We start from the raw sequence: 20,660 nt of genomic DNA on the forward strand, positions 1-20,660 counted from the left end.
CTTCTGAAGTTCTTTTCTCTTTTTTTATGTAGGTCGCTTACACCTGTTGTACCTGGGGCTCAGATTGTACGTGATAAGGAGATTCATAGGATGCAGATCCGCTTCTTTTTATAATTTTTTGATTTATTTAAAAATAAAAGCTTTGACTTAATGATTAAAATGATGTAAATTACCAATGGGCGAACAATTTCATAAAAAAATATTACAACATTCGTATATAGAGGTGTAAACAATGGAAAGTGTGTTTGATTACGAAGACATTCAATTAATTCCCGCAAAATGTATAGTTGATAGTCGATCAGAATGTGATACAACGGTGAAGCTGGGGAAACATGCATTTAAGTTACCTGTGGTACCAGCCAATATGCAAACGATAATAGACGAAAAAATTGCTACATACTTAGCCGAAAACGGCTATTTCTATATCATGCATCGGTTTGAACCAGAAAAACGAAAATCATTCATTAGAGATATGCATGCACGTGAATTGATTGCTTCCATTAGTGTGGGCGTCAAAGAAGAAGAATATGGATTCATCCAGGAGCTTGCAGGAGAACAACTTGTTCCCGATTACATTACGATAGATATTGCCCATGGTCATTCCAATGCTGTAATAAAGATGATCCAGCATATTAAAGAACATTTGCCTGAGAGTTTCGTCATTGCAGGAAATGTAGGGACCCCTGAAGCAGTAAGAGAATTGGAACATGCCGGTGCCGACGCTACAAAGGTTGGAATTGGACCAGGTAAAGTATGCATTACGAAAATCAAAACCGGATTCGGTACAGGCGGTTGGCAATTGGCCGCATTACGCCTATGTGCAAAAGCTGCGAGTAAGCCCATTATTGCGGACGGTGGCATCCGTACACATGGTGATATCGCAAAATCCGTCAGATTCGGTGCGACCATGGTGATGATTGGTTCGTTATTCGCAGGTCACGAGGAATCTCCAGGTGAAACGATCGAGAAAGATGGAAAGGCCTTTAAGGAGTATTTTGGCTCTGCATCAGAATTCCAAAAAGGCGAGAAGAAGAACGTGGAAGGCAAAAAAATGTACGTGGAGCACAAAGGTGCGCTACAGGATACATTGAATGAAATGGAACAGGATCTCCAATCCTCCATTTCATATGCCGGAGGAAACAAGCTTGAAGCCATTCGCACCGTCGATTATGTAATCGTGAAAAACTCAATCTTCAATGGTGACAAGATTTATTGATCCTAAACATTTCAGGTGAGCCGGCCCCCGAGGTCCGCTCACCTGATTTTTTGTTCACGTCTTCATTTCCTCGTAGCCATATGATCCACAGCGATGTAACTGAACGTCATCGCAGGTCCAATCGTCGCCCCAGGGCCTGGATAGGTTTCTCCCATTACGGAGGATGAACAGTTCCCCGCTGCATACAACCCTTCGATCGGACTGCCATTTTCATGTAACACCCGTGCACAATCGTCGATGGTCACTCCCCCCTTGGTCCCGATATCCCCCGGATAAATCGGGACGGCATAAAAAGGGGCTTTTTCAATCGGAGCAAGATTAGGATTGGGTAAAGTGGGATCTCCGTAATAGTGATCATAGGCACTATCACCTCGGTGGAAGTCTTCATCCTTTCCTTTTAGTGCAAAACGATTGAACCGTTGTATGGTCTCCGTTAAGTTGTCGATCGGCAGTCCTGTCTTTTCTGCAATTTCTGAAAGGGTACTCCCGACTTTTATGTACCCACTCTCTAACCATCGTTTCGGAAAGCTTTGTCCAGGCATGAGACCCATGAACATATAACGGCTTTTGGCCGTTTTGTCGAGAATCAACCAGGACGGAATCGTTCCGGCCCCCGTTTTATCATGTTCATACATGTGGTCCACGAACTCATGATAGGGTGCGACTTCATTCAGGTACCGTTTTGCCTCGCTATTCACCACAATCATATTCGGGATCCCACGTTCCGCAACCAAGAAGAAGGGTTTTTCTCCTGGCGGGACCACTGAAGGAGCTCCCCATACTTTATCCATCAAATCGAGCTTGGCACCGGCACGAAGGCTTGCTTCGATAATATCGCCTGTTTGCCCCTCTGCAGCGGAAGTCCATTCTGTCGAGGTCGGTGCAGGCAAATATTTCTCCCTAAGCTCTTGATTGCGGGAAAATCCGCCAGCTCCGAGCACTACACCGCGGCGGGCTTGAATGTTCATCCTCTTTCCTTCACGCTCGATAACCAATCCTGTGACTTTCCCGTCTTCCACCACAAAGTCACAAAATGCAGAAGATAACCATAACTCCCCGCCCGCTTCCTCTAAAGAAAGCCGCAAGCTCCCTACAAGAGCCTCTCCTAATGCAGATGGACGGAACCCCGTCAGGACGCTCCTCATCAAGCGCATGCCGACCCGGAGTGCCATCTTCTTCCCTGCAAAGATCCGTTTGATCATATTCAGCTTATGGAACTCATAAGAATTCATCACCATGCCATATGTCGGCAGGTTAGCTCGTCTCATTTTCTTTCGTTCTTCCCCTAATTGACGGAGGTCGAACAGGACCGGTTCCACTGACCTGCCTTTAGGAAAGCCGCCTGGTTTTTCAGGATAGTAGTCAGAATAGCCTGGCGTATATTCAAACCGCATATGTTTGGTATGCTCATGTAGGTAACGAAGCATTTCCTTGCCTCGATTCAAGTAGGCTTCTTTAAGCTCGCGCGGAACACGATCGCCTACTGTCGCATCCAAATAGGCACGCGCTTCATCAAGGGAATCTGCCACATTCGCTTCTTCTAGATACTGATTCATCGGTATCCAAACGGCACCTCCCGACAAGGCGGTCGACCCGCCGTAAAACTCGGTCTTCTCGAGCACTAAAGAAGACATCCCCTTTAACTGTGCTGTGAGACCCGCTGTCAATCCCGCGGCTCCTGAACCGACCACTAAAACATCATAACTAGCATCCAAATCCATCTTATTCCTCCTCTATAACGGTTTATTAATAATCGGAAACGCGAGTGTGTTTGTATAGCTTGTTATTGCGATTCAGCAATTCCTGCATCTCCATTTTTGATAAGGGCGCAAGTAATTTCACCATTAACTCAATTCTTTGATTTCTCAAGTCTTTTAGTAACTCTCTACTTTGCTCAGTGATTTCAAGGTAAACAATTCTTCGATCGCCTTTATTACGTGTTCTCTAATCTCTTACTACCAAGAGTCTTATAAATAAGATATCTATTGTATGACTATGAAAGGAAAATGATTTTTAGAAGACTTGCTTTCATCCTTTCGAGAACAAACCAAACAAAAGTAGGCCAAGCCCATTTCTGCTATGGGCTTGGCCTACTAACATTACAAAAGAAAAAACGGTGCGCATTTAAATAAGAAGCACCGTTTTCATTCTTCTTCTCAATTTACAAACAAGTATAACTTTTTATGGTCATCCTCAAAAGCCTGCTGGCCTTTTTCCGTGAAATCCATCCACTTCACTTTTTTACATCGTTCTTCTAGTCGTACGCTTAGCTCATCTTCAATTTCATGCATGAAACGAATGATCTCCCCATACGTCATATTAAAGTGACGGGCGGCAAGCCGCGGAGGAGAATGCTTCACCAATAATCTCATAAATTGATCGACCGTATCCGCTTTGGAAGCTAGGTAATCTTCTTCATACACGATAAACTCATACACTTGCCGCTTCATGCCAGTAAGCCTGGACACCTCGTCACGCAATAGAAATTCCATTAATCTTTCGTTCATATGCTTTACCTCGTATATGGTTTTATTTATTTTCCTTGAAAAATCACCTTGATATCAGGGGCATTTACTTACTAGTCATTATGACACCGTAAACAACAGCCATCAAGTGTATCCTTACTCTATAATGGTATATGATGATGTAAATATAGCATTATATGCTTGTTGCCATGGAAAGGTTATTTCCAGAGAAGAAGCGAAGGACAACTATCGATTTACATCCTACTATGAATAATCCTTTGAATAATTGATAAAATAATGGGTATACAGGTCGTCCCATACTGCCATTCTACCCTGAAAATCATTTATTTTGGATATTAAATGAATATTTTCGTCAAATACAAGTATAATAAATGTAATATTTAGTTAATTCTAAAATTTGGTATGGAATTTATATTTGTATAGGGGTAAAATAAAGCAAAAGGCATCTTGTTTTTTTCTTAATGTTTCCGAGGAGTTAAAGGGTGGGTATAGTACGTACATAGTGGCAGCTGAAATGCTGTCCGACATATCGGTTGTTTTCATTTGTTCAGAATAACAATGAAAAGAATAGGAGTGATTTTGTTTGAAACCTTCAACAAATCGCATGTTAACCCGTATTAAATCCGTTTATATGTTCATTAGTAACAACGGTACGGTTTCTACTCAAGAGCTTGTAGAAGAATTTGGCATCACTCCTCGAACAGTGCAACGCGATTTAAATGTCCTAGAGTACAACGACCTTGTTCAAAGCCCAAGCCGTGGCGTTTGGACAACAACAAGCAAAAAAGTGAAGATGTCATCTTAAAAAAAGAATGACCACCCGAACAAAATCGATATGTTAAAGTAGAATGAGGCGGACCAGTAGTCCGCCTCATTTTCTTTTGTTATATTATTCAGCAGGCTGTCCGGCTTTCAGCTGTTCAAGTTCTTCAGCCGTTAACTCCCGGTATTCCCCAAGTTCTAGTTCCTCGTCAAGCTGCAAGCTTCCCATCGAAAGGCGCTTCAGATACATGACTTTTTTCCCGACAGCTTCAAACATCCGCTTCACTTGATGGAATTTCCCTTCCATAATTGTCAGCTCGATGTCCGAAGTCAAACCTGATTTTAAAATATTCAGTTCACCTGGTTTCGTTTCATACCCATCGTCCAGTGTGACACCGTTACGGAATGCTTCAATATCCCGTTCCGTGACTTCGCTGTCAATGACCGCAAAATACGTTTTCGGAACATGTTTCTTCGGGGATAGCAGCTGGTGTGCAAGCTTGCCGTCATTCGTAATCAGCAATAGCCCCTCTGTATCCTTATCCAATCTGCCTACTGGAAATGGTTCGAAGACCGCATCCTCCGGTTCCAAGATATCGATGACCGTCTCTTGGTGTTTGTCTTCAGTTGCCGATAATACGCCCGGTGGCTTATTCATCATTAAATAAATGAATTCTCTATATTCAACCCGCTCGTCATGAACGGTTACGATTTCCACATCAGGATCCACCTGTTCTTTTGCGTCCTTCAATATCCTATCATTGACCTTCACAGCTCCAGACTTCAGGAGCTTTTTCACTTCTTTCCTGCTTCCGTAACCTATATTGGATAGTATTTTATCAATTCTCATTGTTTCCTCCTAAAGCCTTTTCAGTAAAAAGCCTTGCCCATTTTCATGACAGGCAAGGCCAACTATATTTAAATCAGGGGATAATATACTTTACCCTGATTTTTACATATTAAACATGTATTTCATAAACCGAGCTTTTTTCTTAGCCTGTCGATACGGGTCCCAAATAAACGGTGAGCCAGTTTGCTTTTCAAGGAAAGAGCGGCATAGATGAGCGCCCCAAAAATAGCACATACTGCTGTAATCAAGATGGCCTGAAAGCGTCCTTCCGAGGTTAACCATAGAGATAACAAGCTATGTAGACCCCATACGCCAAGTCCCATGATTGCAGAGAACGTCGTCATCAAGATGGTCCTTCTAATCGTTAAGCTGTAACGATAACCCGTGAAATAAGTAATGACGAATAAATTTAATAGAACGGCCGCTAAATAACCCAATGCTGTCGCATAAACGGACCCTTCCGTTTCGAACAGTTTGATCAACGGGATATTCAAGCTAAGCTTGACCAAAAATCCGACAAGCAAACTTAGCACCGTGTATTTCTGCTGATTGATTCCTTGTAAAACAGCGGCAGAAACCGAAAAGAGTGCGAAGAGAACCGAAACCGGTGCATAGGCTTTTAGCACGCTAATCCCTAGCAAATCGTGGCTGTAGAAAGCGCTATAAATGGGATCTGCCAACACCGACATACCGACGACCGCCGGAATCGTAATAAATAATAAGATTTGAAAAGCCTGATCGAGCTGGCGGGTGAATTCAGTTTGATCTTCACTAACATACGCCTTCGTCACCGATGGCAAAAGCGCCATGGAAAATCCAGTAGCAAGCGTCATCGGAATGACGACAAGTTTTTGGGCATAGACGTTAAGGACCCCAAGTGCCTCTTCTGCCACATGCAACAATCCAATTGAGGACATCGCCCGATTAAAAGTCATCGTATCCACAATTTGGAACAATGGCATCGCAATCCCGACAAAGATGAATGGAATCGATGACAAGAAAATTTCTTTATAAATCTGAATGATAGAGATGGACATCGTTCCCCGGTCTCTCTCCATCAAACTGTCCAAATATGGTTTTTGTTTCTTCCAATACCAAAACAAGACGGCCAAACCGCCGAGTGCCCCGACAGTCGCCGCGAAAGTTGCCATTTGAATGGCTCTCACCAATTCACCATCAAGGACATGCAGGACAATATACACACCAGCTAGTAAAAAAACAATCCGGACGATTTGCTCGACCACTTGTGAAATCGCAGTTGGCTCCATCGCTTCATGTCCTTGGAAATAACCACGGATGATACTCATGAACGGTACAAGGATCAAGGCGAAACTGATTGCTCGGATGACTGCAGTAACATCACTAGCACTTTCTTGATCAGCACCAAATATAATTGTTAGCACCGGTGCCAATGAATAAAGAATCACAAAGGCAAGGAAACCAGTGATAGCCATTAATTTCAAACTCGATTTGAACAGCTTTTCCCCAACTGCATATTCTTCGAGCGCATTATACTTCGATATAAATTTAGAAACAGCAAGCGGCATACCTGCCGTGGCGAAACTAATGAATATCGTATAGGGAACATACCCATATTGATAGAGTGTAGCCCCTTTATTTCCAACCATATGTTCGAATGGGATGACGTAAAATAAACCAAGAATCTTGGAAATAATCGCTCCCAGGGTTAATATAAAAGCCCCTTTTAAAAACTTAGACGACATTTTATCCCTTCCTGCCTCTTTCAGTTACGTTTCACATGCTCTTTATCTTAACATAATAAAGGATTATTTCTATATAAAACTACACTCAAGTTTATCGTTTTCGTCGATATTATACAAACAAATCATTCCTTTTTATTGTAGTTCGCATTCTAACGGGGTATTGCTATATAATGAAGAGACTGAAAAAGATAAAGGCGTGATACTTTTGAAATATGATGTAATAGTAATTGGCGGGGGACCCTCCGGTTTAATGGCAGCCATTGCAGCTGGCGAAAAAGGTTCCCACGTATTATTAGTGGATAAAGGCGAAAAGTTAGGCAGAAAACTAGCGATTTCGGGCGGTGGGCGTTGCAATGTGACGAACCGGCTCTCCATCGATGAAATCATTCAGCATATCCCTGGAAACGGGCGATTTTTATATAGTGCTTTCTCGGAATTCAACAATGAAGACATTATACAGTTCTTCGAAAAGTTAGGCGTAGCCCTAAAAGAAGAAGACTATGGCAGGATGTTCCCGGTCAACGATAAAGCACAAAGTGTCGTCGATGCCCTGTTGACGCGATTAGCCGATCTGAAGGTGAAGATTTATAAGAATTCACCGGTTGCCGATGTTCTCTATGATTATGGTAAAACGAGCGGTGTCCGGTTAAAAGATGGACAAATCTTTGAAACAGATGCGGTCGTGATAGCTGTCGGGGGAAAATCTGTCCCACAAACCGGCTCAACAGGTGATGGCTATGCTTGGGCACGCAAGGCCGGACATACGATTACCGATTTGTTCCCGACGGAAGTACCGGTCCTAAGTAATGAGACATTCATTAAGGAAAAAACGCTGCAAGGACTCGCCCTTCGTGATGTTTCATTGAGCGTATTGAACCCTAAAGGAAAGACCTTGATCACGCATAAAATGGACATGCTCTTTACCCACTTCGGTGTTTCAGGTCCAGCCGTTCTTCGGTGCAGCCAGTTCGTCGTCAAGGCAATGAAAAAATGGAATCTTCCCGAAGTAACGATGAAAATCGATGCCCTTCCGGATCGAAACAAAGAAGAAGTCTTCCAGGATATCGTAAAGGAAATCAAGGCTGAACCGAAAAAGGCGATCAAAAACACCTTAAAAGGCCTGGTTCCGGAACGTTTTCTTCACTTCCTGTTAGAACGGAGCGGAATCGACCTTCAAGAACAAGGCGCGACGATTTCCAATGAAAAAATCCGCCGTTTCGCCGAACTATGTAAGGACTTCCAATTCGGTGTCCATGGCACCCAGTCGATCGAAAAAGCTTTCGTCACTGGTGGCGGTGTATCTGTCAAAGAAATCCAGCCTAAGGAAATGGCCTCCAAATTAATGGATGGGTTGTATTTCTGCGGCGAAATCTTGGATATTCACGGATATACGGGTGGCTATAATATCACATCGGCTTTAGTAACCGGCCGACTGGCTGGCATGAATGCTGCACTATATGCCCGTTCATAAAAACTTAAGAAGCTGGTCCCGTTAATGGAGGGATCAGCTTCTTTTTGTTCTTTTTATGTGAATATGTCAATTAGGATGATGCCGATACACGTCAAGGTCAATTTTCCCTTGATCCGTGATTCTGATTCCTTCGCTTTTCAGCAAGAAAATTTGTTCAGAGGCCGGCCCTTCTTGTTTAAGTCCGATTTCTCCTTTGGCGTTGATTACCCGATGCCAAGGAAGATTGTATTTCTTGCTGCTTGTATGAAGAATGCGTACGACTTGTCTTGCACTACGAGGACTTCCCGCCAGTTGCCCGATTTGCCCATACGTCATTACTTTTCCAGGTGGGATATGTTGTATGATTTCAATTACCTCTTCAGTAAAGCGCTCCAAATACGTCACCTCTGCCTGATTTAGTTACCTATAATTGAGCATGCTTCATCCGTCATGAACACTCCGTGGTGCTTCATTAACAAAGACTTTAATGTAGGATTCATCCTACATTCATCATAGGCGCAAACAGATATTATGCCTTTATCTGCAATGATCTGGTTTGCCCTTTTTTCATACTCCGTTATGCTCTCGATTACTGCATGATCACTTCTTCCCCACTCAATATGGCCCCATGTTTGCAAGGACACATCGCTTTTTTCATATCTCTCGATGTTCCTTGAAAAATAATCAACCATTGTTGAAGGGTAAAAGTTGCCTTCAAAGCAATAAAAATCGAAGTTATTAATATGATGTACTTTCTTGAGCTGTTCCTCATTTAATTGCGCTTGCAATTTCTTATATACGAAAGGAAAGATTCGATCATTTTCGGCGACCAAAACATCATTCCCTTGCTCAACACCGGAAATAATGAACATAGTTTGGTTATGTATATATGTGTCTAGTTCATTGAAACAGTAGAACACATGGCCTCCATCGGATTCCTGTAGTTCTTTCATGAGTTGCTTCATATTGTTATCCAAAATGGATCTCCCCTTTTAATACACCATCACACTGTATTACGTCTAACTTTACCTATTCTCTTCGCAGAAGACAAATTCCTTGAACAGTATGGCCTGTTTTTTTATATAAAAAAACCGACACCAAGTCATATGGGTCGGATTTCACCTTTTTTTATAAATGATCATCGCGCTAAAACAGTAAATCTGTTCATGCTCTTCTTCACCGGTCGTGGCGACATTGTACTTGATATCGACGATTTGACTGTCCCGGATATCGACGAGAAAGTCATTCATCTCTTCTTCCAAGTCCTTTTCATGCTCATAATCGAATAATTTCACTTGAATCATCAGCTCTCCCCTGCCCTTCACGATTGATGGTTATTGAGCAGGGTGCCCATTTCTTACGTCAATTATACGTCTATATTACAATTCGATAATAAAGCCAGCACTTCATTGCCAACTTCTTTGGTGGAAGAATTCCCGCCCATGTCAGGAGTGAGCACTTTTTGATTGACCATCACCTGTTCCATCACATTCAACACTCTCTTGCCCCAATCCTCGTAACCGAAGAAATCAAGCATCTGACTAGCGGACCAAATGGCGGCAAGTGGGTTGGCGATTCCTTGCTGCGCAATATCGGGTGCAGAACCATGAATCGGCTCGAACATGGAAGGATACACCCGTTCAGGGTTTAAATTGGCTCCGGCGGCCAACCCCATCCCTCCAGCGATGGCGGCGCCTAAATCGGTGATGATGTCGCCAAACAAGTTGGAGGTGACGACGATTTGAAACCTTTCAGGCTGTTTGACAAAGAACATGCTCGCCGCATCAACCAGGTAAGAATGTGTTTCCACTTCCGGATATTCCTGCCCGATTTCCTCGAACACCTCATCCCAAAAAACCATCGAATAGTTCAAGGCATTCGCCTTACTGATGCTCGTTAGCGTTCTCCCTGAATTTCGGGCCAATTCATAGGCATAACGAATGATCCGTTCCGTACCTTTACGGGAAAAGACGCCTGTCTGTAACACGACTTCCTCTGGCTTTCCTTTAAATAACCAATCCCCTGCACCTGCATATTCTCCCTCACTGTTTTCACGGATGACCACCATGTCGATTTGGTCATGGGTCACATCCTTCAGTGGACAAGGCGCACCCCTCAGCAATTTAATGGGACGGACATTCACGTACTGATCGAATTGCTTCCTTATCTTTAACAACAGATCGCGTAATGAAATGTGATCTGGAACACCTGGGTACCCGACAGCCCCAAGATAGACAGCCTCGAATTCCTTCAATTGTTTCATTCCATCATCCGGAAGCATCTTTCCATGCTCCAGGTAATATTCGCAACCCCATGGAAAATAAGTGAATTCAAATGAAAAGTCGCCGGCTAATTCAGCCGCTTTTTTCAATATTTTTATACCTTCATCAATTACTTCAGGACCAATTCCATCTCCCGCGATGACCGCTACTTTATGTACCTTCACTGACCGATTCCCCTTTATCTATGTATTCTGATTTCACCATCCTTATTTTAACATATCCCCAAAAAAAAGAGCCCTCCGAAAGAAGGGCCCTACTCATTTAGCTCGGAAATATGCACGTCTTTCTGCATACCCCTTACACTGTGCACAAACATGTATCTTTTTTCGATTTTCATTCAGATAGGTCGTGACGTCTTTCGTCTTCCGTTTGCAAAAGTAACAAGGCTTCTTGAAAAATCCCATTACTTAACGATGACTTCCCCGGTCCAATGCATCATTCCGCCATCCATGTTTGTTACCTTATAGCCTTGCTCCTGAAGGTAATGGCACACATTTTCACTGCGGCGTCCTGATCGGCAGATGAAGATATATTCTTTCTCTTTATCGAAGTAGTCAAGGTTGGCAGGAATATCATTCATGCGAATATGCTTCGCGCCTTCGATCATGCCTTCTTGCACTTCTTCGTCTTCACGGACGTCGACAAGCTCGATCGCTTCGCCGGCCTCCACCTTCGCTTCTACTTCTTCTGGTGTAATGATTTTAATTTGCTCCATATTAAGCACCCCAAGTTATCGTTTAATTTGTCTTGTTCATTATAGCAAAATTCTTAAGAAAACATTACTATTATGGATGGCGGATAAGGTATAGTTCACTTTCATTCAATGCTAGTGTACCGAGTTCTTAATTTACTAGCCTCACCCTAACGAGGTTAAAATCATGGCAATGGCGTTGAATGTGCCATGAATGATCATGCCGGGAAGAACGGATTTGGTTTTTTCGTAGGTCCATGCAAAAAGGAGCCCGGATACAAAAGTCACCGGCAAAACATTATAGGTCGGGATATGTACGATCATGAAAATAAATGAACTAAGAAACAATCCGGGCTTCAAACCCCATTTGCTTCTTAACCATCTATAAAGGAAGCCACGATATAGGATTTCCTCATATATAGGGGAAATCATGGCCGCCGATATGAATCCGATCATGAAATTGATGGGAGTCAATTGGGACTGGACGCTTTCCGTTTTGCTATTTTCAGTCCCGACCCCCACGATATCCATCACGATGATCATCAAGATGCTAATCACAATCAATAAGATGGTCCAACCGATAATATTCTTCCAATAGCTTCCTTGAAACCGATTGAACCCCACCTCATTCCATTTAAGGTGCTCCGGCCTTAAAACGATGAAATAGATGGCCAGCATGAACGTGATCGACATGATGAACCCTATCAATGTCCCTGAATATAAATCATTTTGGAATAAGTCCAATAAAAAATTCGCCAATAAAAACTCGATGAAAAATGGTACTAGGACTAAAACAAGTACTAGCATGGATACGAGTTCCCTCCATGACCATGGTATGGTTTTAAAATACATATTCAAAAATAATTCCTCCTCCGATAACGTTATCATCAGTTTAAAAGGTGACGTAACGTCACCTGCAAGCACTATTTTTAAACATGCATAAAAACGCCAAAATGGCCGCAAGCAATGCTTACGGCCACCCTGTATACTATTAATGTTTGAATGCTAGTTCATACTGTTCCGGAAGCTCGATCTTTTTATTCAGAGTTTTAGAAGCTTCTAGTGTCCAGTAAGGCTGACGCAGCATGCCTCTTCCAACTGCAACCAAGTCTGCTTCTTCATTACCAATAATCGAGTTTGCAAGAATCGGATCTTCCAAGCGACCTACAGCAATTACCGGGATGTCCAACGCTTTCTTGATTTCCCTCGCTAATGGAGTTTGATAGCTTGCATGCGTGCCTGGTCTTCCATCGGCACCAATCGGACCTTCTCCACCGGAGCTGACATGGAACATATCCACTCCCGCTTCTTTAAAGACTTTCGAAAACTCGATGCTCTCTTCGATTCCGTATCCACCATCCACATACTCTTTAGCAGAGATGCGCATGATCAAAGGCATGTCTGCAGGCATTTCACTTTTCGCTGCCTTGATGACTTCCACTCCGAACTTGGTAAGGTCTTTTCCGTATTCATCTTCCCTTTTATTGGTAAGTGGAGACGTGAATTGGTGAATGAGATAGCCATGTGCACCGTGCAACTCGATGGCATCGAACCCAGCTTGCACGGCTCTTCTGACCGCCAGGCGGAATTTCTCTACCATTCCCTTCACTTCTTCTGTTTCCAACGCTCTAGGCGTTTTGTAGTTTTCGTCAAAGGCAATTGCAGAAGGGGCAACAGGCGTTTCTGCATCTTCCGCTTTACGTCCTGCATGAGCGATTTGGATGGCAATCTTCGCTCCATGCTGGTGCACTTCATCAACAATCTTGGTGAAAGCGCCAACTTGATCATCGGACCATAGACCAAGGTCACGGTTGGTAATGCGGCCAGCCGGTTCGACATCGGTCATTTCCACGATGATCAATCCTGTGCCGCCAATGGCCCTGCTCACGTAATGATGCTGATGCCAACTCGTCGGTATGCCATCTTCAGCATAGACAGAGTACTGACACATAGGGGGCATGACAACTCTATTTTTAAGCTCTAGATTTTTTATAGTATAAGGTGAAAATAAATGATTCATTTTAAGTCTCCTCCATCAATAAATTAATGCATGCACATGCATTTATATCACGCCAAAAATACAGTGTCAACTAATTCAAATCGGACGGCTGCCTAAAAATCCTATTGTCATTGTCCCCTCCTATTGGTACATTTAATAAATCGAATGGTATCTTAAAAATAAAGCGGAGGAGGCGAAAAGAGATGTCCAATGAACAATCCCTTATGAATACTTGGCTATCCTTTACACATATTCATGCCATGCTCTCCAATGAACTTGATAGGGCCTTGCAGGAAAAGCACCAAATGCCGTTAAATGAGTTTTACGTTTTATTGTACTTATCACAGTCCCCCGAAAAAAAACTGAGGCTCCTGGAATTGCAGCAACTTGTGGGATTAAGCCAAAGTGCCATGTCCAGACTTTCCGTCAGGATGGAAAATAAAAGCTGTGGGGTAATAAAAAGGCTTGGGTATGAAGATGATCGCCGCGGGGTGTGTGCTCTCATAACCGATAAAGGCGAGCAGCGACTCCAAGACATATTGGAAACGGTCAACAAAACGCTTACATCATCACTATCAAACAGCGACATTGCTTCAGCCCTTACTTTTTTCATGAATGTCAAAAAATCGAGTAAAGATGAATGAATAGAAAAGAGATAGACCATAAAGCTTGTCTATCTCTCCATAATTAAAAGTCAAAGTTGTCAGGATCCGGGCCAACCCGATGATTCTGATTCAATTCATTTATTTCTGCCATATCTTCTTCCGTTAATTCAAAATCAAATATGGAAGCATTCTCGACAATGCGGTGCTCTTTTGTTGATTTTGGAATAGTGACGATCCCATTTTGTAAGTCCCAACGTAAAATGACTTGCGCAACACTTTTGCCGTATGTAGACGCAATCTCTTGTAATCGCTCATGATTCAGAAGTTCCCCTTGCATCAGTGGAGACCATGCTTCTAACTGAATTCCTTGATCTTGGCAAAATGCTTGAATATCTTTTTGCGTTAACCGCGGATGGCATTCGACTTGATTGACCATTGGCTTCACTTCGGCGTCTTCCAGTAAATCTTTTAGATGGTGGATTTGGAAATTACTTACCCCGATCGCTTTTACTTTTCCTTCTTTATAAAGGGTTTCCAATGCTCTCCATGCTTCTTTATATTTTCCTTCAACAGGCCAATGAATCAGATAGAGGTCCAAATACTCCAACCCTAGTTTCTTTAAGCTTGTTTCGTATGCAGCGAGTGTCGATTCGTACCCCAATTCGGAATTCCAAACCTTTGAGGTAACAAACAAATCTTCTCTTGCTATTCCCGCTTCCTCTAGCCCTTCGCGAATGCCTTTTCCGACTCCCACTTCATTGGCATAAACGGCTGCTGTATCAATGCTGCGATACCCGTGTTTAATTGCCACTTTGACCGCGTTCACTAATTCCGGGCCCTCTACCACTTTAAATACACCCAAGCCAAACCAAGGCATTTTAATCCCATTATGTAATGTCGTTGTATCTTGTAAACTGTTCACCATGATTGTTTACCTCCAATTTTTTATTCATTGAGATGCAACGCTACCATTTACTATCATACATCCCTACATTTAATTATGATATATTTTAACAATAAAAAGAAGTACGTACTTTGAAGTAATATAGGTACTTATAAGTTCCTATAAAGGTAGGGAGAAAAGAATGAGCATGCAGAAAAAGAAATACAATATTTCAGTCGAAGCAACATTAGAGGTCCTAGGTGGAAAATGGAAGTGTGTGATTCTTTGCCATTTAACACACGGGAAAAAACGGACAAACGAATTGAAACGCCTAATGCCCAACATCACACAAAAGATGTTGACCCAGCAATTGCGGGAATTGGAGAAGGACGGAGTAATCAATCGAATTGTTTATAACCAAATGCCGCCTAAAGTAGAATATGAGCTTAGTGAGTACGGACAGAGTTTAGAAAGCATATTACAAGCATTATGTACTTGGGGTGAAAATCATATTACGAAAGTGTATGGTGATAAATTTTCCGTCCTTGAAGAAAGTGTGTTAAATGATCGACTTAAGTGAATCAAATGAAGGAACCCTTAAGACTGGTGTAGAAAACTAATAGATACAGTAGGGGTCACAAGATGAAATGTAGGAGGAAAACATGAGAATACTATTGGAGTTATTCCGGATTCTTTTAATATTTGGCATTGTCGGCGCTTTTTGTTCAGGCATATTAACAAATGTTTATCAGAATTTCGGCATCGATTATAATCAGTATGGCTATTTGGGTTCTGTGGCCATACTTATATTATTGTTTATTGTATATCGAAACAAGTTGCAATTCAGTGGGTGGTATAAAGGAAAAAAAGAAAAGCTGCCAAAAAGGGTTACACAGGTCCTATTCGTTTTTTCCATCGTATTGTTGATGATTCCTCCCCTCTTACAATTTACAAGCTAATTCTAGGAAACGTGATTATATAGTGAGTTGGGGTGAACGATGTGCAAAAAGTGCTGAATATAATGATTCTCTTTCTCCTTCTCGGCGGTTTTTGGTATGGATATGGAAAAGACATTCAGGAATCGGGAATAAAGGCGGGAATCGAATCTTTCACGACAGATGTTCGCTCCCTCTTAACCAAGCCTGAAGTATCCAATGCCATCGAAAAGTTGAATGCCGAAGTCAACCAGTTAATCGGAAAGTTGACAGATACAATGAATCAATCAAGGAATGAAGAACAGCCCGAAACGAAAAAGGTGGAAAAACCTGACTTGCAAGCCCCTGCTGGATCCTCCTTTTCGGTCCGTAATATCGAGCTTGGCGACACAAAGGATTCCGTTGAAAATCAAGCCGGACCTGCGAAACGTCATTCCGTGAACGAATATGGAGTGGAGTGGTTTGCCTATCATGAAAACTACCAAAACTTCTTCATGGTCGCATACGACAGCAAGGATAAAGTGGTCGGTCTCTATACAAATCAAGATTTAATTTCCTCCAAGCAGGGGATAAAACGGGGCACATCAAAGGAAACGGTGACGGAAAAAATGAGTGAACCGATCACAAAACTGCTTAAAGGCAATGTGTATTACCAGATTCAGAGCAATGGCGAATACGATATATTCAAGATGGATAACAGCTTCGTCACGATTTTTTATGATAAACATGAGAAGAATACCGTCACATCGATCCAAATCATCAGTGCAGGTCTTGAACAGCAGAAGCGCACTTATTTCGCAGCCGCTAGCCCTGAGCTTAAAAAGGGCTTTGAATATCAACTCTTCGATCTGACCAATGCTTCAAGGGTCAATCACGACCTTTCCGTCCTTTCATGGGATAAACAGGTTAAAGTGACCGCTCAAGATCACAGCAAAGACATGGCCGTCAATCAATACTTCAACCACACCAATCTTGAAGGGGAATCCCCCTTCGATCGGATGGAAAGTGATAAGATATCGTTCCGGATGGCTGGAGAAAACCTTGCTGCTGGTCAGAACAGCAGTATCTTTGCACATGAAGGTTTAATGAATTCAATCGGGCATAGGGAAAATAAATTACAAAAAGACTTCTCTTCACTCGGAGTGGGGGTTGCCTTTGAAGAAAATGAAAAACCATATTATACAGAGAATTATGTAACAAGATGAGCCATTTTCAAGCCGTAATCAGGGATGACCTGAACGGTTTTTTTGTTTTTTATCAAATATTCTGTCAATTGCACATTTTAACTTGACTACTACTTTATTCCTGTTAGATAATACACAGGAGTAATATTATGAGAAGTATTTAATCCAATAAAGAATAATGTTCCTCACCATATTGACCCGTCTGATTTTCCCACACTTAAAGCTCCTAACATTAACCATCAGAACAGTCATAGAGACAAAAGAATCGGCTATTATGTAATAGAACTAAACCCAATCAGTCAGTTTACTTTCTAGCTTGCAATGCTCTGGGTTATTTAAAGAACAAGGGTTAGATTGGAGGATAATTCATGGATTGCGAAGAAGAGCTTCAGCAGAAGCCCCTTGATAGTTTATGGCTAGCACTCATTATAGAAGCGAAGCAATGTGGAATAACGCTAGAACAAGTTAGAAAATTCATCGAGAAGGACTCAGGTGGCGTGGCAACGCACCAAATACGATAACAGAGGTGGGCTTCCATTAGAGGTTCACTTCTTTTATTTTTACATCTATATCGGTCAAACGCTCATACTAGTTCTTAGATAACCAAAATCAAGGACGTGAGCTTAGATGGATTTTTTCTACAGCCAAGAAACACTTACCAGCCTTCAGTGGATTTTGCGAGCGATTGTATCTTTCTTTTTTTTACTTTTTGCGGTTAAAATGATGGGGCGCCGAGCCATTTCCCAGTTAAGGTTGATTGATTTTTTAATGGCCTTAATCATTGGAAATATTCTTGCCCATCCATTATCTGATGAACAGTTAGGCTTAAAGGGGCCAATGATCACGTCTGTCGTACTAGTTATTTTATATATCATCAGTGTATTTTGGAGTCTTCATTGGGGCAGACTTCAAGACTTTTTCGGAGGTCCTCCTTTGCCCCTTATAGAAAACGGACAAGTCATCCATAAAAACTTAATCAAATCACGTATTTCAATCGATATTTTATTATCCGAATTAAGAAAAGCAAGAATTAAAGAAATCCAAAAAGTTGCATTGGCATTTTGGGAACCTGATGGGACTATTTCGTTCTTCTTACTTCCCCAATACCAAGCAATTGCCCCAGCTGACATACAGTTAACTACAAAGCCATTTTCTTTTCCCATAATTATAATTAAGGAGGGGAAGATTGATTTTCATGAATTAAACCGATTAGGTAAAGATGAAGGATGGTTAAAAAATAAAATAACCATGTACAATGCGGGTGTAACCGATATTTTATTGGCAACTATAGATCATACCGGTAACCTCAAAGTCTTCTTATACGGCTAGATTGGTCTGCTAAAAGTTTTCATATCATAGGAAAAGGCCGCCAACTTCGAATCGGCGGCCTTCCTTTTTTCCTTCTTACCAGTCCAGGGTATTCAAAAAGCGATAAACATCCTCATACACTTGCTCGCGTTCTTTTCCCAATGTGATGATGTGTCCTGATTGCTCGTACCAAATCAATTGCCTATGTTGCGTATCGACTTCATTGAATATTGTCGGTGCGCTATTCGTATAGTCAGGTGCATCCAGTCGACCTTGTTGAACAAGGGTTGGCGCAGTGATTAAGTCTAAATTTTCACTCGTCTCTTCGATGATATGCAACACATCTTTCAATGAATCCATTGGCTCTTGTTCAAGGAGCTTTATTTCGGCATCGATTTGCTCTGCCTCTTTGCCTTCAAATTTCTTGTAAGCCTTGGCATAACTAATCATACGGTTATGTAGTCGCTCGACATCTCTTCCCTGCATGGGCGCACACATGGAAACAACCCCCTTCACAGGGAATTCAGTTCCCACTTTCAAAGAAAAGACCCCGCCGAGTGAAATCCCGATAACGGCAATTTCCTCATACCCTTCTTCTTTAAGGAAACGATACCCCTCCACTACGTCTTTCCACCAATCCTTAGGACCGGTATGAATAAGTTCCTCAGCTGGCACGCCATGACCTTTATATAGAGGTGCGTGGCAGGTATAATCGCGGTCATTGAGATAACGACCCAACTTCTTCATATCTGCTGTGCTTCCGGTAAATCCGTGAAGTAAGAGAACTGCTCTATCTCCACCTTTATATGTGAATGTCTCAGGTGCAATGACTTTCATACTATCTGCTCCTTTTCCTCTAGTTGTATATGTTGAAATTTCAGATAAAATCATTAAGTTTCTTAAAATGTTATGGTTACCTTGATTATAGTACCTTGGCCTTAATTTGGACAAGTCATCCGGCTCGAAGCACATTTTACTATGACTGATTTTATTTAGCAATCTAAAATTTACTTTTTTTAGAATCTTTTACCTTGTAATACGAGGTGCATCGTCATACAATATAAAAAAAGGAAAAAGATGGTGATTATAATTGGATAAGGAAATGATGAAGGGCAGCATTGACCTCCTCATACTTTCGCTTCTTTCCCAAAAAGAATTATACGGCTATGAAATGACGAAAGTTTTGAGAAAGATGGGCGAAGGACAATATGAAATCAGTGAAGGCACGCTATACCCTGCTCTTAAGCGTTTAGAAAAAAAGGAATACATTGAAGGGTATTGGCAAGAGTCCGAGGCAGGACGAAGGAAATATTACCGGCTTACCGACAGTGGACAAACGGAACTGGAAAGGAAACGCAGCAGTTTTTCCTTCCTGGAAAATTTAGTCCGGAAAAGCGCGGAGGATTTCTGATGAAAACAAAATTCGAACGATATATTCAAAAAATCGTTAATCAAACCGATTGTACCAAGGAAGAAAAAGAAGACATGTATGAAGAAATACTCGTCCATCTAGAGATGAGCCAAGCCGACTTAATCAAACAAGGTCATTCCCCTCAACAAGCGGAGAAGATGGCGATAGACCTTTTTGGAGAGGAATGGGAGATTGGCAGTCAAATTCAGCAAGCGCTCTTTCCCTATCGAAAAGAACTAATGCTGACACTTTCGATCGTGTCCATTCTTTACACGTTCTCCGTATACTCATTACAACTTTTTCAAAATGGCGATGCTTACATCGGCTGGCTTCTTTTTTCGATATTGACTAGCGCTACCTTACTCTCACTTACCCTTAACCTCTTAGTCTCTATCAATCGCAAAATTTGGATCAATACAGCTTTAGTGACACACACCCTTGTCTATCTATATGGCTGGGGAGTCGCTTCCGCCCTCGACTTCACGATGTTTCCCTTATTCAGCCTGATCATTGCGGCGATTCTCTTGCTCTCTCTTTATCTCATTTATAAGACAGCCTTGGTGCTGCCAAGCTATACCGGTAAGTCTTTAAGAAAAGCCAAGCGGCTGCATATATTTAATATAACACTTGGCGTCTTGATTATGGCGGTCACCATCTTTTATCTATATATCTTCCTGATTTTCTCAAGTGAAATCCAACTGTTTATGGTACTATTTTTCATCCCGGCCGTTCTCTGGATATCTCTATACATCTTGCAGATCAAATTATTGAAAAAACATCCAAAGGCATCGACTATTTGCACCCTTTTACAGGTTGTGCTTGTGTTGTCCATTGTCCTAACGCTGTTCACTCTTTACCGATAAGGAGCTCTTGA

At 42.0% G+C, this 20,660-nt stretch carries 24 protein-coding genes; 11 read left to right on the top strand and 13 right to left on the bottom strand.

Going from position 1 to position 20,660, the window contains the following annotated elements:
* Positions 1 to 232 precede the first annotated feature (232 nt).
* A complete protein-coding gene (gene guaC, locus ACIQXN_RS01515) occupies positions 233 to 1,216 on the top strand; it encodes a GMP reductase (protein ID WP_402961036.1) in 984 nt (327 codons plus the stop codon).
* A 62-nt stretch (positions 1,217 to 1,278) separates the two neighbouring features.
* Here guaC and ACIQXN_RS01520 read toward each other — a convergent pair whose 3' ends face one another.
* Positions 1,279 to 2,937 carry an FAD-dependent oxidoreductase gene (locus tag ACIQXN_RS01520; RefSeq protein ID WP_402961038.1) on the bottom strand — a complete coding sequence of 553 codons (1,659 nt, stop codon included), beginning with the start codon at positions 2,935 to 2,937 and terminating at the stop codon, positions 1,279 to 1,281.
* 435 nt (positions 2,938 to 3,372) lie between these two features.
* Entirely contained in the window at positions 3,373 to 3,723 is a 351-nt protein-coding gene (locus ACIQXN_RS01525; RefSeq protein WP_402961040.1) for a hypothetical protein, read from the bottom strand.
* 562 nt (positions 3,724 to 4,285) lie between these two features.
* Between ACIQXN_RS01525 and ACIQXN_RS01530 the strand changes: the two genes are divergently transcribed.
* Positions 4,286 to 4,507 carry a DeoR family transcriptional regulator gene (locus ACIQXN_RS01530; protein WP_402874705.1) on the top strand — a complete coding sequence of 74 codons (222 nt, stop codon included), beginning with the start codon at positions 4,286 to 4,288 and terminating at the stop codon, positions 4,505 to 4,507.
* 84 nt (positions 4,508 to 4,591) lie between these two features.
* On the opposite strand, the gene ACIQXN_RS01535 is transcribed toward ACIQXN_RS01530, so the two are convergent.
* Both ACIQXN_RS01535 and ACIQXN_RS01540 read right to left on the bottom strand, forming a co-directional pair.
* The gene (locus tag ACIQXN_RS01535) at positions 4,592 to 5,314 is read right to left on the bottom strand and encodes a pseudouridine synthase (protein WP_402961042.1); all 723 of its coding nucleotides are present in this window, start codon (positions 5,312 to 5,314) and stop codon (positions 4,592 to 4,594) included.
* 122 nt (positions 5,315 to 5,436) lie between these two features.
* Positions 5,437 to 7,038: a putative polysaccharide biosynthesis protein gene (locus ACIQXN_RS01540; protein WP_402961044.1), complete on the bottom strand. Its 1,602-nt coding sequence runs from the start codon at positions 7,036 to 7,038 to the stop codon at positions 5,437 to 5,439.
* 205 nt (positions 7,039 to 7,243) lie between these two features.
* On the opposite strand from ACIQXN_RS01540, the gene ACIQXN_RS01545 reads away from it, so the two are divergent.
* Positions 7,244 to 8,509 (top strand): BaiN/RdsA family NAD(P)/FAD-dependent oxidoreductase, encoded by a 1,266-nt coding sequence (locus ACIQXN_RS01545; protein ID WP_402961046.1) that lies wholly within the window; start codon positions 7,244 to 7,246, stop codon positions 8,507 to 8,509.
* A gap of 66 nt (positions 8,510 to 8,575) precedes the next feature.
* On the opposite strand, the gene ACIQXN_RS01550 is transcribed toward ACIQXN_RS01545, so the two are convergent.
* The 7 genes from ACIQXN_RS01550 to ACIQXN_RS01580 form a co-directional block, all read right to left on the bottom strand.
* Positions 8,576 to 8,824: an MGMT family protein gene (locus ACIQXN_RS01550; protein WP_402961714.1), complete on the bottom strand. Its 249-nt coding sequence runs from the start codon at positions 8,822 to 8,824 to the stop codon at positions 8,576 to 8,578.
* 80 nt (positions 8,825 to 8,904) lie between these two features.
* Positions 8,905 to 9,465, bottom strand: a complete 561-nt coding sequence (locus ACIQXN_RS01555) for an MEDS domain-containing protein (RefSeq protein WP_402961048.1) — start codon at positions 9,463 to 9,465, stop codon at positions 8,905 to 8,907.
* 141 nt (positions 9,466 to 9,606) lie between these two features.
* Positions 9,607 to 9,792 carry a sporulation protein Cse60 gene (locus ACIQXN_RS01560; RefSeq protein ID WP_402874688.1) on the bottom strand — a complete coding sequence of 62 codons (186 nt, stop codon included), beginning with the start codon at positions 9,790 to 9,792 and terminating at the stop codon, positions 9,607 to 9,609.
* A gap of 62 nt (positions 9,793 to 9,854) precedes the next feature.
* On the bottom strand, positions 9,855 to 10,934 hold the full coding sequence (locus ACIQXN_RS01565) for a tartrate dehydrogenase (protein WP_402961050.1): 1,080 nt from the start codon (positions 10,932 to 10,934) through the stop codon (positions 9,855 to 9,857).
* Positions 10,935 to 11,173: 239 nt separating this feature from the next.
* On the bottom strand, positions 11,174 to 11,485 hold the full coding sequence (locus tag ACIQXN_RS01570) for a rhodanese-like domain-containing protein (RefSeq protein ID WP_402961052.1): 312 nt from the start codon (positions 11,483 to 11,485) through the stop codon (positions 11,174 to 11,176).
* Between the two features lie 141 nt (positions 11,486 to 11,626).
* Positions 11,627 to 12,313: a CPBP family intramembrane glutamic endopeptidase gene (locus tag ACIQXN_RS01575; RefSeq protein WP_402961716.1), complete on the bottom strand. Its 687-nt coding sequence runs from the start codon at positions 12,311 to 12,313 to the stop codon at positions 11,627 to 11,629.
* A 139-nt stretch (positions 12,314 to 12,452) separates the two neighbouring features.
* Positions 12,453 to 13,481, bottom strand: a complete 1,029-nt coding sequence (locus ACIQXN_RS01580; RefSeq protein ID WP_402961054.1) for an NADH:flavin oxidoreductase/NADH oxidase — start codon at positions 13,479 to 13,481, stop codon at positions 12,453 to 12,455.
* 182 nt (positions 13,482 to 13,663) lie between these two features.
* Between ACIQXN_RS01580 and ACIQXN_RS01585 the strand changes: the two genes are divergently transcribed.
* A complete protein-coding gene (locus ACIQXN_RS01585; protein WP_402961056.1) occupies positions 13,664 to 14,104 on the top strand; it encodes a MarR family winged helix-turn-helix transcriptional regulator in 441 nt (146 codons plus the stop codon).
* A 43-nt stretch (positions 14,105 to 14,147) separates the two neighbouring features.
* Here the strand turns inward: ACIQXN_RS01585 and ACIQXN_RS01590 are convergent, their stop codons facing one another.
* Positions 14,148 to 14,990, bottom strand: coding sequence for an aldo/keto reductase (locus ACIQXN_RS01590; protein WP_402961058.1), 843 nt, complete (start codon positions 14,988 to 14,990; stop codon positions 14,148 to 14,150).
* A gap of 166 nt (positions 14,991 to 15,156) precedes the next feature.
* Between ACIQXN_RS01590 and ACIQXN_RS01595 the strand changes: the two genes are divergently transcribed.
* The 5 genes from ACIQXN_RS01595 (at position 15,157) to ACIQXN_RS01615 (ending at position 18,396) form a co-directional block, all read left to right on the top strand.
* Entirely contained in the window at positions 15,157 to 15,528 is a 372-nt protein-coding gene (locus ACIQXN_RS01595) for a winged helix-turn-helix transcriptional regulator (RefSeq protein ID WP_402961718.1), read from the top strand.
* Between the two features lie 82 nt (positions 15,529 to 15,610).
* Positions 15,611 to 15,907 (top strand): hypothetical protein, encoded by a 297-nt coding sequence (locus ACIQXN_RS01600; RefSeq protein WP_402961060.1) that lies wholly within the window; start codon positions 15,611 to 15,613, stop codon positions 15,905 to 15,907.
* Positions 15,908 to 15,948: 41 nt separating this feature from the next.
* Complete coding sequence (locus ACIQXN_RS01605; RefSeq protein WP_402961062.1) at positions 15,949 to 17,088, top strand: CAP domain-containing protein; 1,140 nt, start codon at positions 15,949 to 15,951, stop codon at positions 17,086 to 17,088.
* Positions 17,089 to 17,435: 347 nt separating this feature from the next.
* Positions 17,436 to 17,588 (top strand): anti-repressor SinI family protein, encoded by a 153-nt coding sequence (locus tag ACIQXN_RS01610; protein WP_402961064.1) that lies wholly within the window; start codon positions 17,436 to 17,438, stop codon positions 17,586 to 17,588.
* A 106-nt stretch (positions 17,589 to 17,694) separates the two neighbouring features.
* Positions 17,695 to 18,396, top strand: coding sequence for a DUF421 domain-containing protein (locus ACIQXN_RS01615; protein ID WP_402961066.1), 702 nt, complete (start codon positions 17,695 to 17,697; stop codon positions 18,394 to 18,396).
* Between the two features lie 75 nt (positions 18,397 to 18,471).
* Here the strand turns inward: ACIQXN_RS01615 and ACIQXN_RS01620 are convergent, their stop codons facing one another.
* Positions 18,472 to 19,212, bottom strand: coding sequence for an alpha/beta hydrolase (locus ACIQXN_RS01620; RefSeq protein ID WP_402961068.1), 741 nt, complete (start codon positions 19,210 to 19,212; stop codon positions 18,472 to 18,474).
* A gap of 253 nt (positions 19,213 to 19,465) precedes the next feature.
* On the opposite strand from ACIQXN_RS01620, the gene ACIQXN_RS01625 reads away from it, so the two are divergent.
* Together ACIQXN_RS01625 and ACIQXN_RS01630 are read left to right on the top strand one after the other, a co-directional pair.
* The gene (locus ACIQXN_RS01625) at positions 19,466 to 19,786 is read left to right on the top strand and encodes a PadR family transcriptional regulator (RefSeq protein ID WP_402961071.1); all 321 of its coding nucleotides are present in this window, start codon (positions 19,466 to 19,468) and stop codon (positions 19,784 to 19,786) included.
* On the top strand, positions 19,786 to 20,649 hold the full coding sequence (locus tag ACIQXN_RS01630; protein WP_402961073.1) for a permease prefix domain 1-containing protein: 864 nt from the start codon (positions 19,786 to 19,788) through the stop codon (positions 20,647 to 20,649). The genes ACIQXN_RS01625 and ACIQXN_RS01630 overlap by 1 nt, the downstream gene beginning before the upstream one ends.
* Positions 20,650 to 20,660: the final 11 nt, after the last annotated feature.

Origin of the sequence: Peribacillus sp. NPDC097295 (assembly GCF_044761665.1) — a bacterium.
Classification (GTDB): Bacteria; Bacillota; Bacilli; order Bacillales; family DSM-1321; genus Peribacillus.

What these genes read in the sequence shown, in the direction of transcription:
- guaC (WP_402961036.1), top strand. Translation starts at nt 233, where the DNA reads ATGGAAAGTGTGTTTGATTACGAAGACATTCAATTAATTCCCGCAAAA.
- ACIQXN_RS01520 (WP_402961038.1), bottom strand. Translation starts at nt 2,937, where the DNA reads ATGGATTTGGATGCTAGTTATGATGTTTTAGTGGTCGGTTCAGGAGCC.
- ACIQXN_RS01525 (WP_402961040.1), bottom strand. Translation starts at nt 3,723, where the DNA reads ATGAACGAAAGATTAATGGAATTTCTATTGCGTGACGAGGTGTCCAGG.
- ACIQXN_RS01535 (WP_402961042.1), bottom strand. Translation starts at nt 5,314, where the DNA reads ATGAGAATTGATAAAATACTATCCAATATAGGTTACGGAAGCAGGAAA.
- ACIQXN_RS01540 (WP_402961044.1), bottom strand. Translation starts at nt 7,038, where the DNA reads ATGTCGTCTAAGTTTTTAAAAGGGGCTTTTATATTAACCCTGGGAGCG.
- ACIQXN_RS01550 (WP_402961714.1), bottom strand. Translation starts at nt 8,824, where the DNA reads ATGACGTATGGGCAAATCGGGCAACTGGCGGGAAGTCCTCGTAGTGCA.
- ACIQXN_RS01560 (WP_402874688.1), bottom strand. Translation starts at nt 9,792, where the DNA reads ATGATTCAAGTGAAATTATTCGATTATGAGCATGAAAAGGACTTGGAA.
- ACIQXN_RS01570 (WP_402961052.1), bottom strand. Translation starts at nt 11,485, where the DNA reads ATGGAGCAAATTAAAATCATTACACCAGAAGAAGTAGAAGCGAAGGTG.
- ACIQXN_RS01575 (WP_402961716.1), bottom strand. Translation starts at nt 12,313, where the DNA reads ATGTATTTTAAAACCATACCATGGTCATGGAGGGAACTCGTATCCATG.
- ACIQXN_RS01580 (WP_402961054.1), bottom strand. Translation starts at nt 13,481, where the DNA reads ATGAATCATTTATTTTCACCTTATACTATAAAAAATCTAGAGCTTAAA.
- ACIQXN_RS01585 (WP_402961056.1), top strand. Translation starts at nt 13,664, where the DNA reads ATGTCCAATGAACAATCCCTTATGAATACTTGGCTATCCTTTACACAT.
- ACIQXN_RS01590 (WP_402961058.1), bottom strand. Translation starts at nt 14,990, where the DNA reads ATGGTGAACAGTTTACAAGATACAACGACATTACATAATGGGATTAAA.
- ACIQXN_RS01595 (WP_402961718.1), top strand. Translation starts at nt 15,157, where the DNA reads ATGCAGAAAAAGAAATACAATATTTCAGTCGAAGCAACATTAGAGGTC.
- ACIQXN_RS01600 (WP_402961060.1), top strand. Translation starts at nt 15,611, where the DNA reads ATGAGAATACTATTGGAGTTATTCCGGATTCTTTTAATATTTGGCATT.
- ACIQXN_RS01610 (WP_402961064.1), top strand. Translation starts at nt 17,436, where the DNA reads ATGGATTGCGAAGAAGAGCTTCAGCAGAAGCCCCTTGATAGTTTATGG.
- ACIQXN_RS01615 (WP_402961066.1), top strand. Translation starts at nt 17,695, where the DNA reads ATGGATTTTTTCTACAGCCAAGAAACACTTACCAGCCTTCAGTGGATT.
- ACIQXN_RS01620 (WP_402961068.1), bottom strand. Translation starts at nt 19,212, where the DNA reads ATGAAAGTCATTGCACCTGAGACATTCACATATAAAGGTGGAGATAGA.
- ACIQXN_RS01630 (WP_402961073.1), top strand. Translation starts at nt 19,786, where the DNA reads ATGAAAACAAAATTCGAACGATATATTCAAAAAATCGTTAATCAAACC.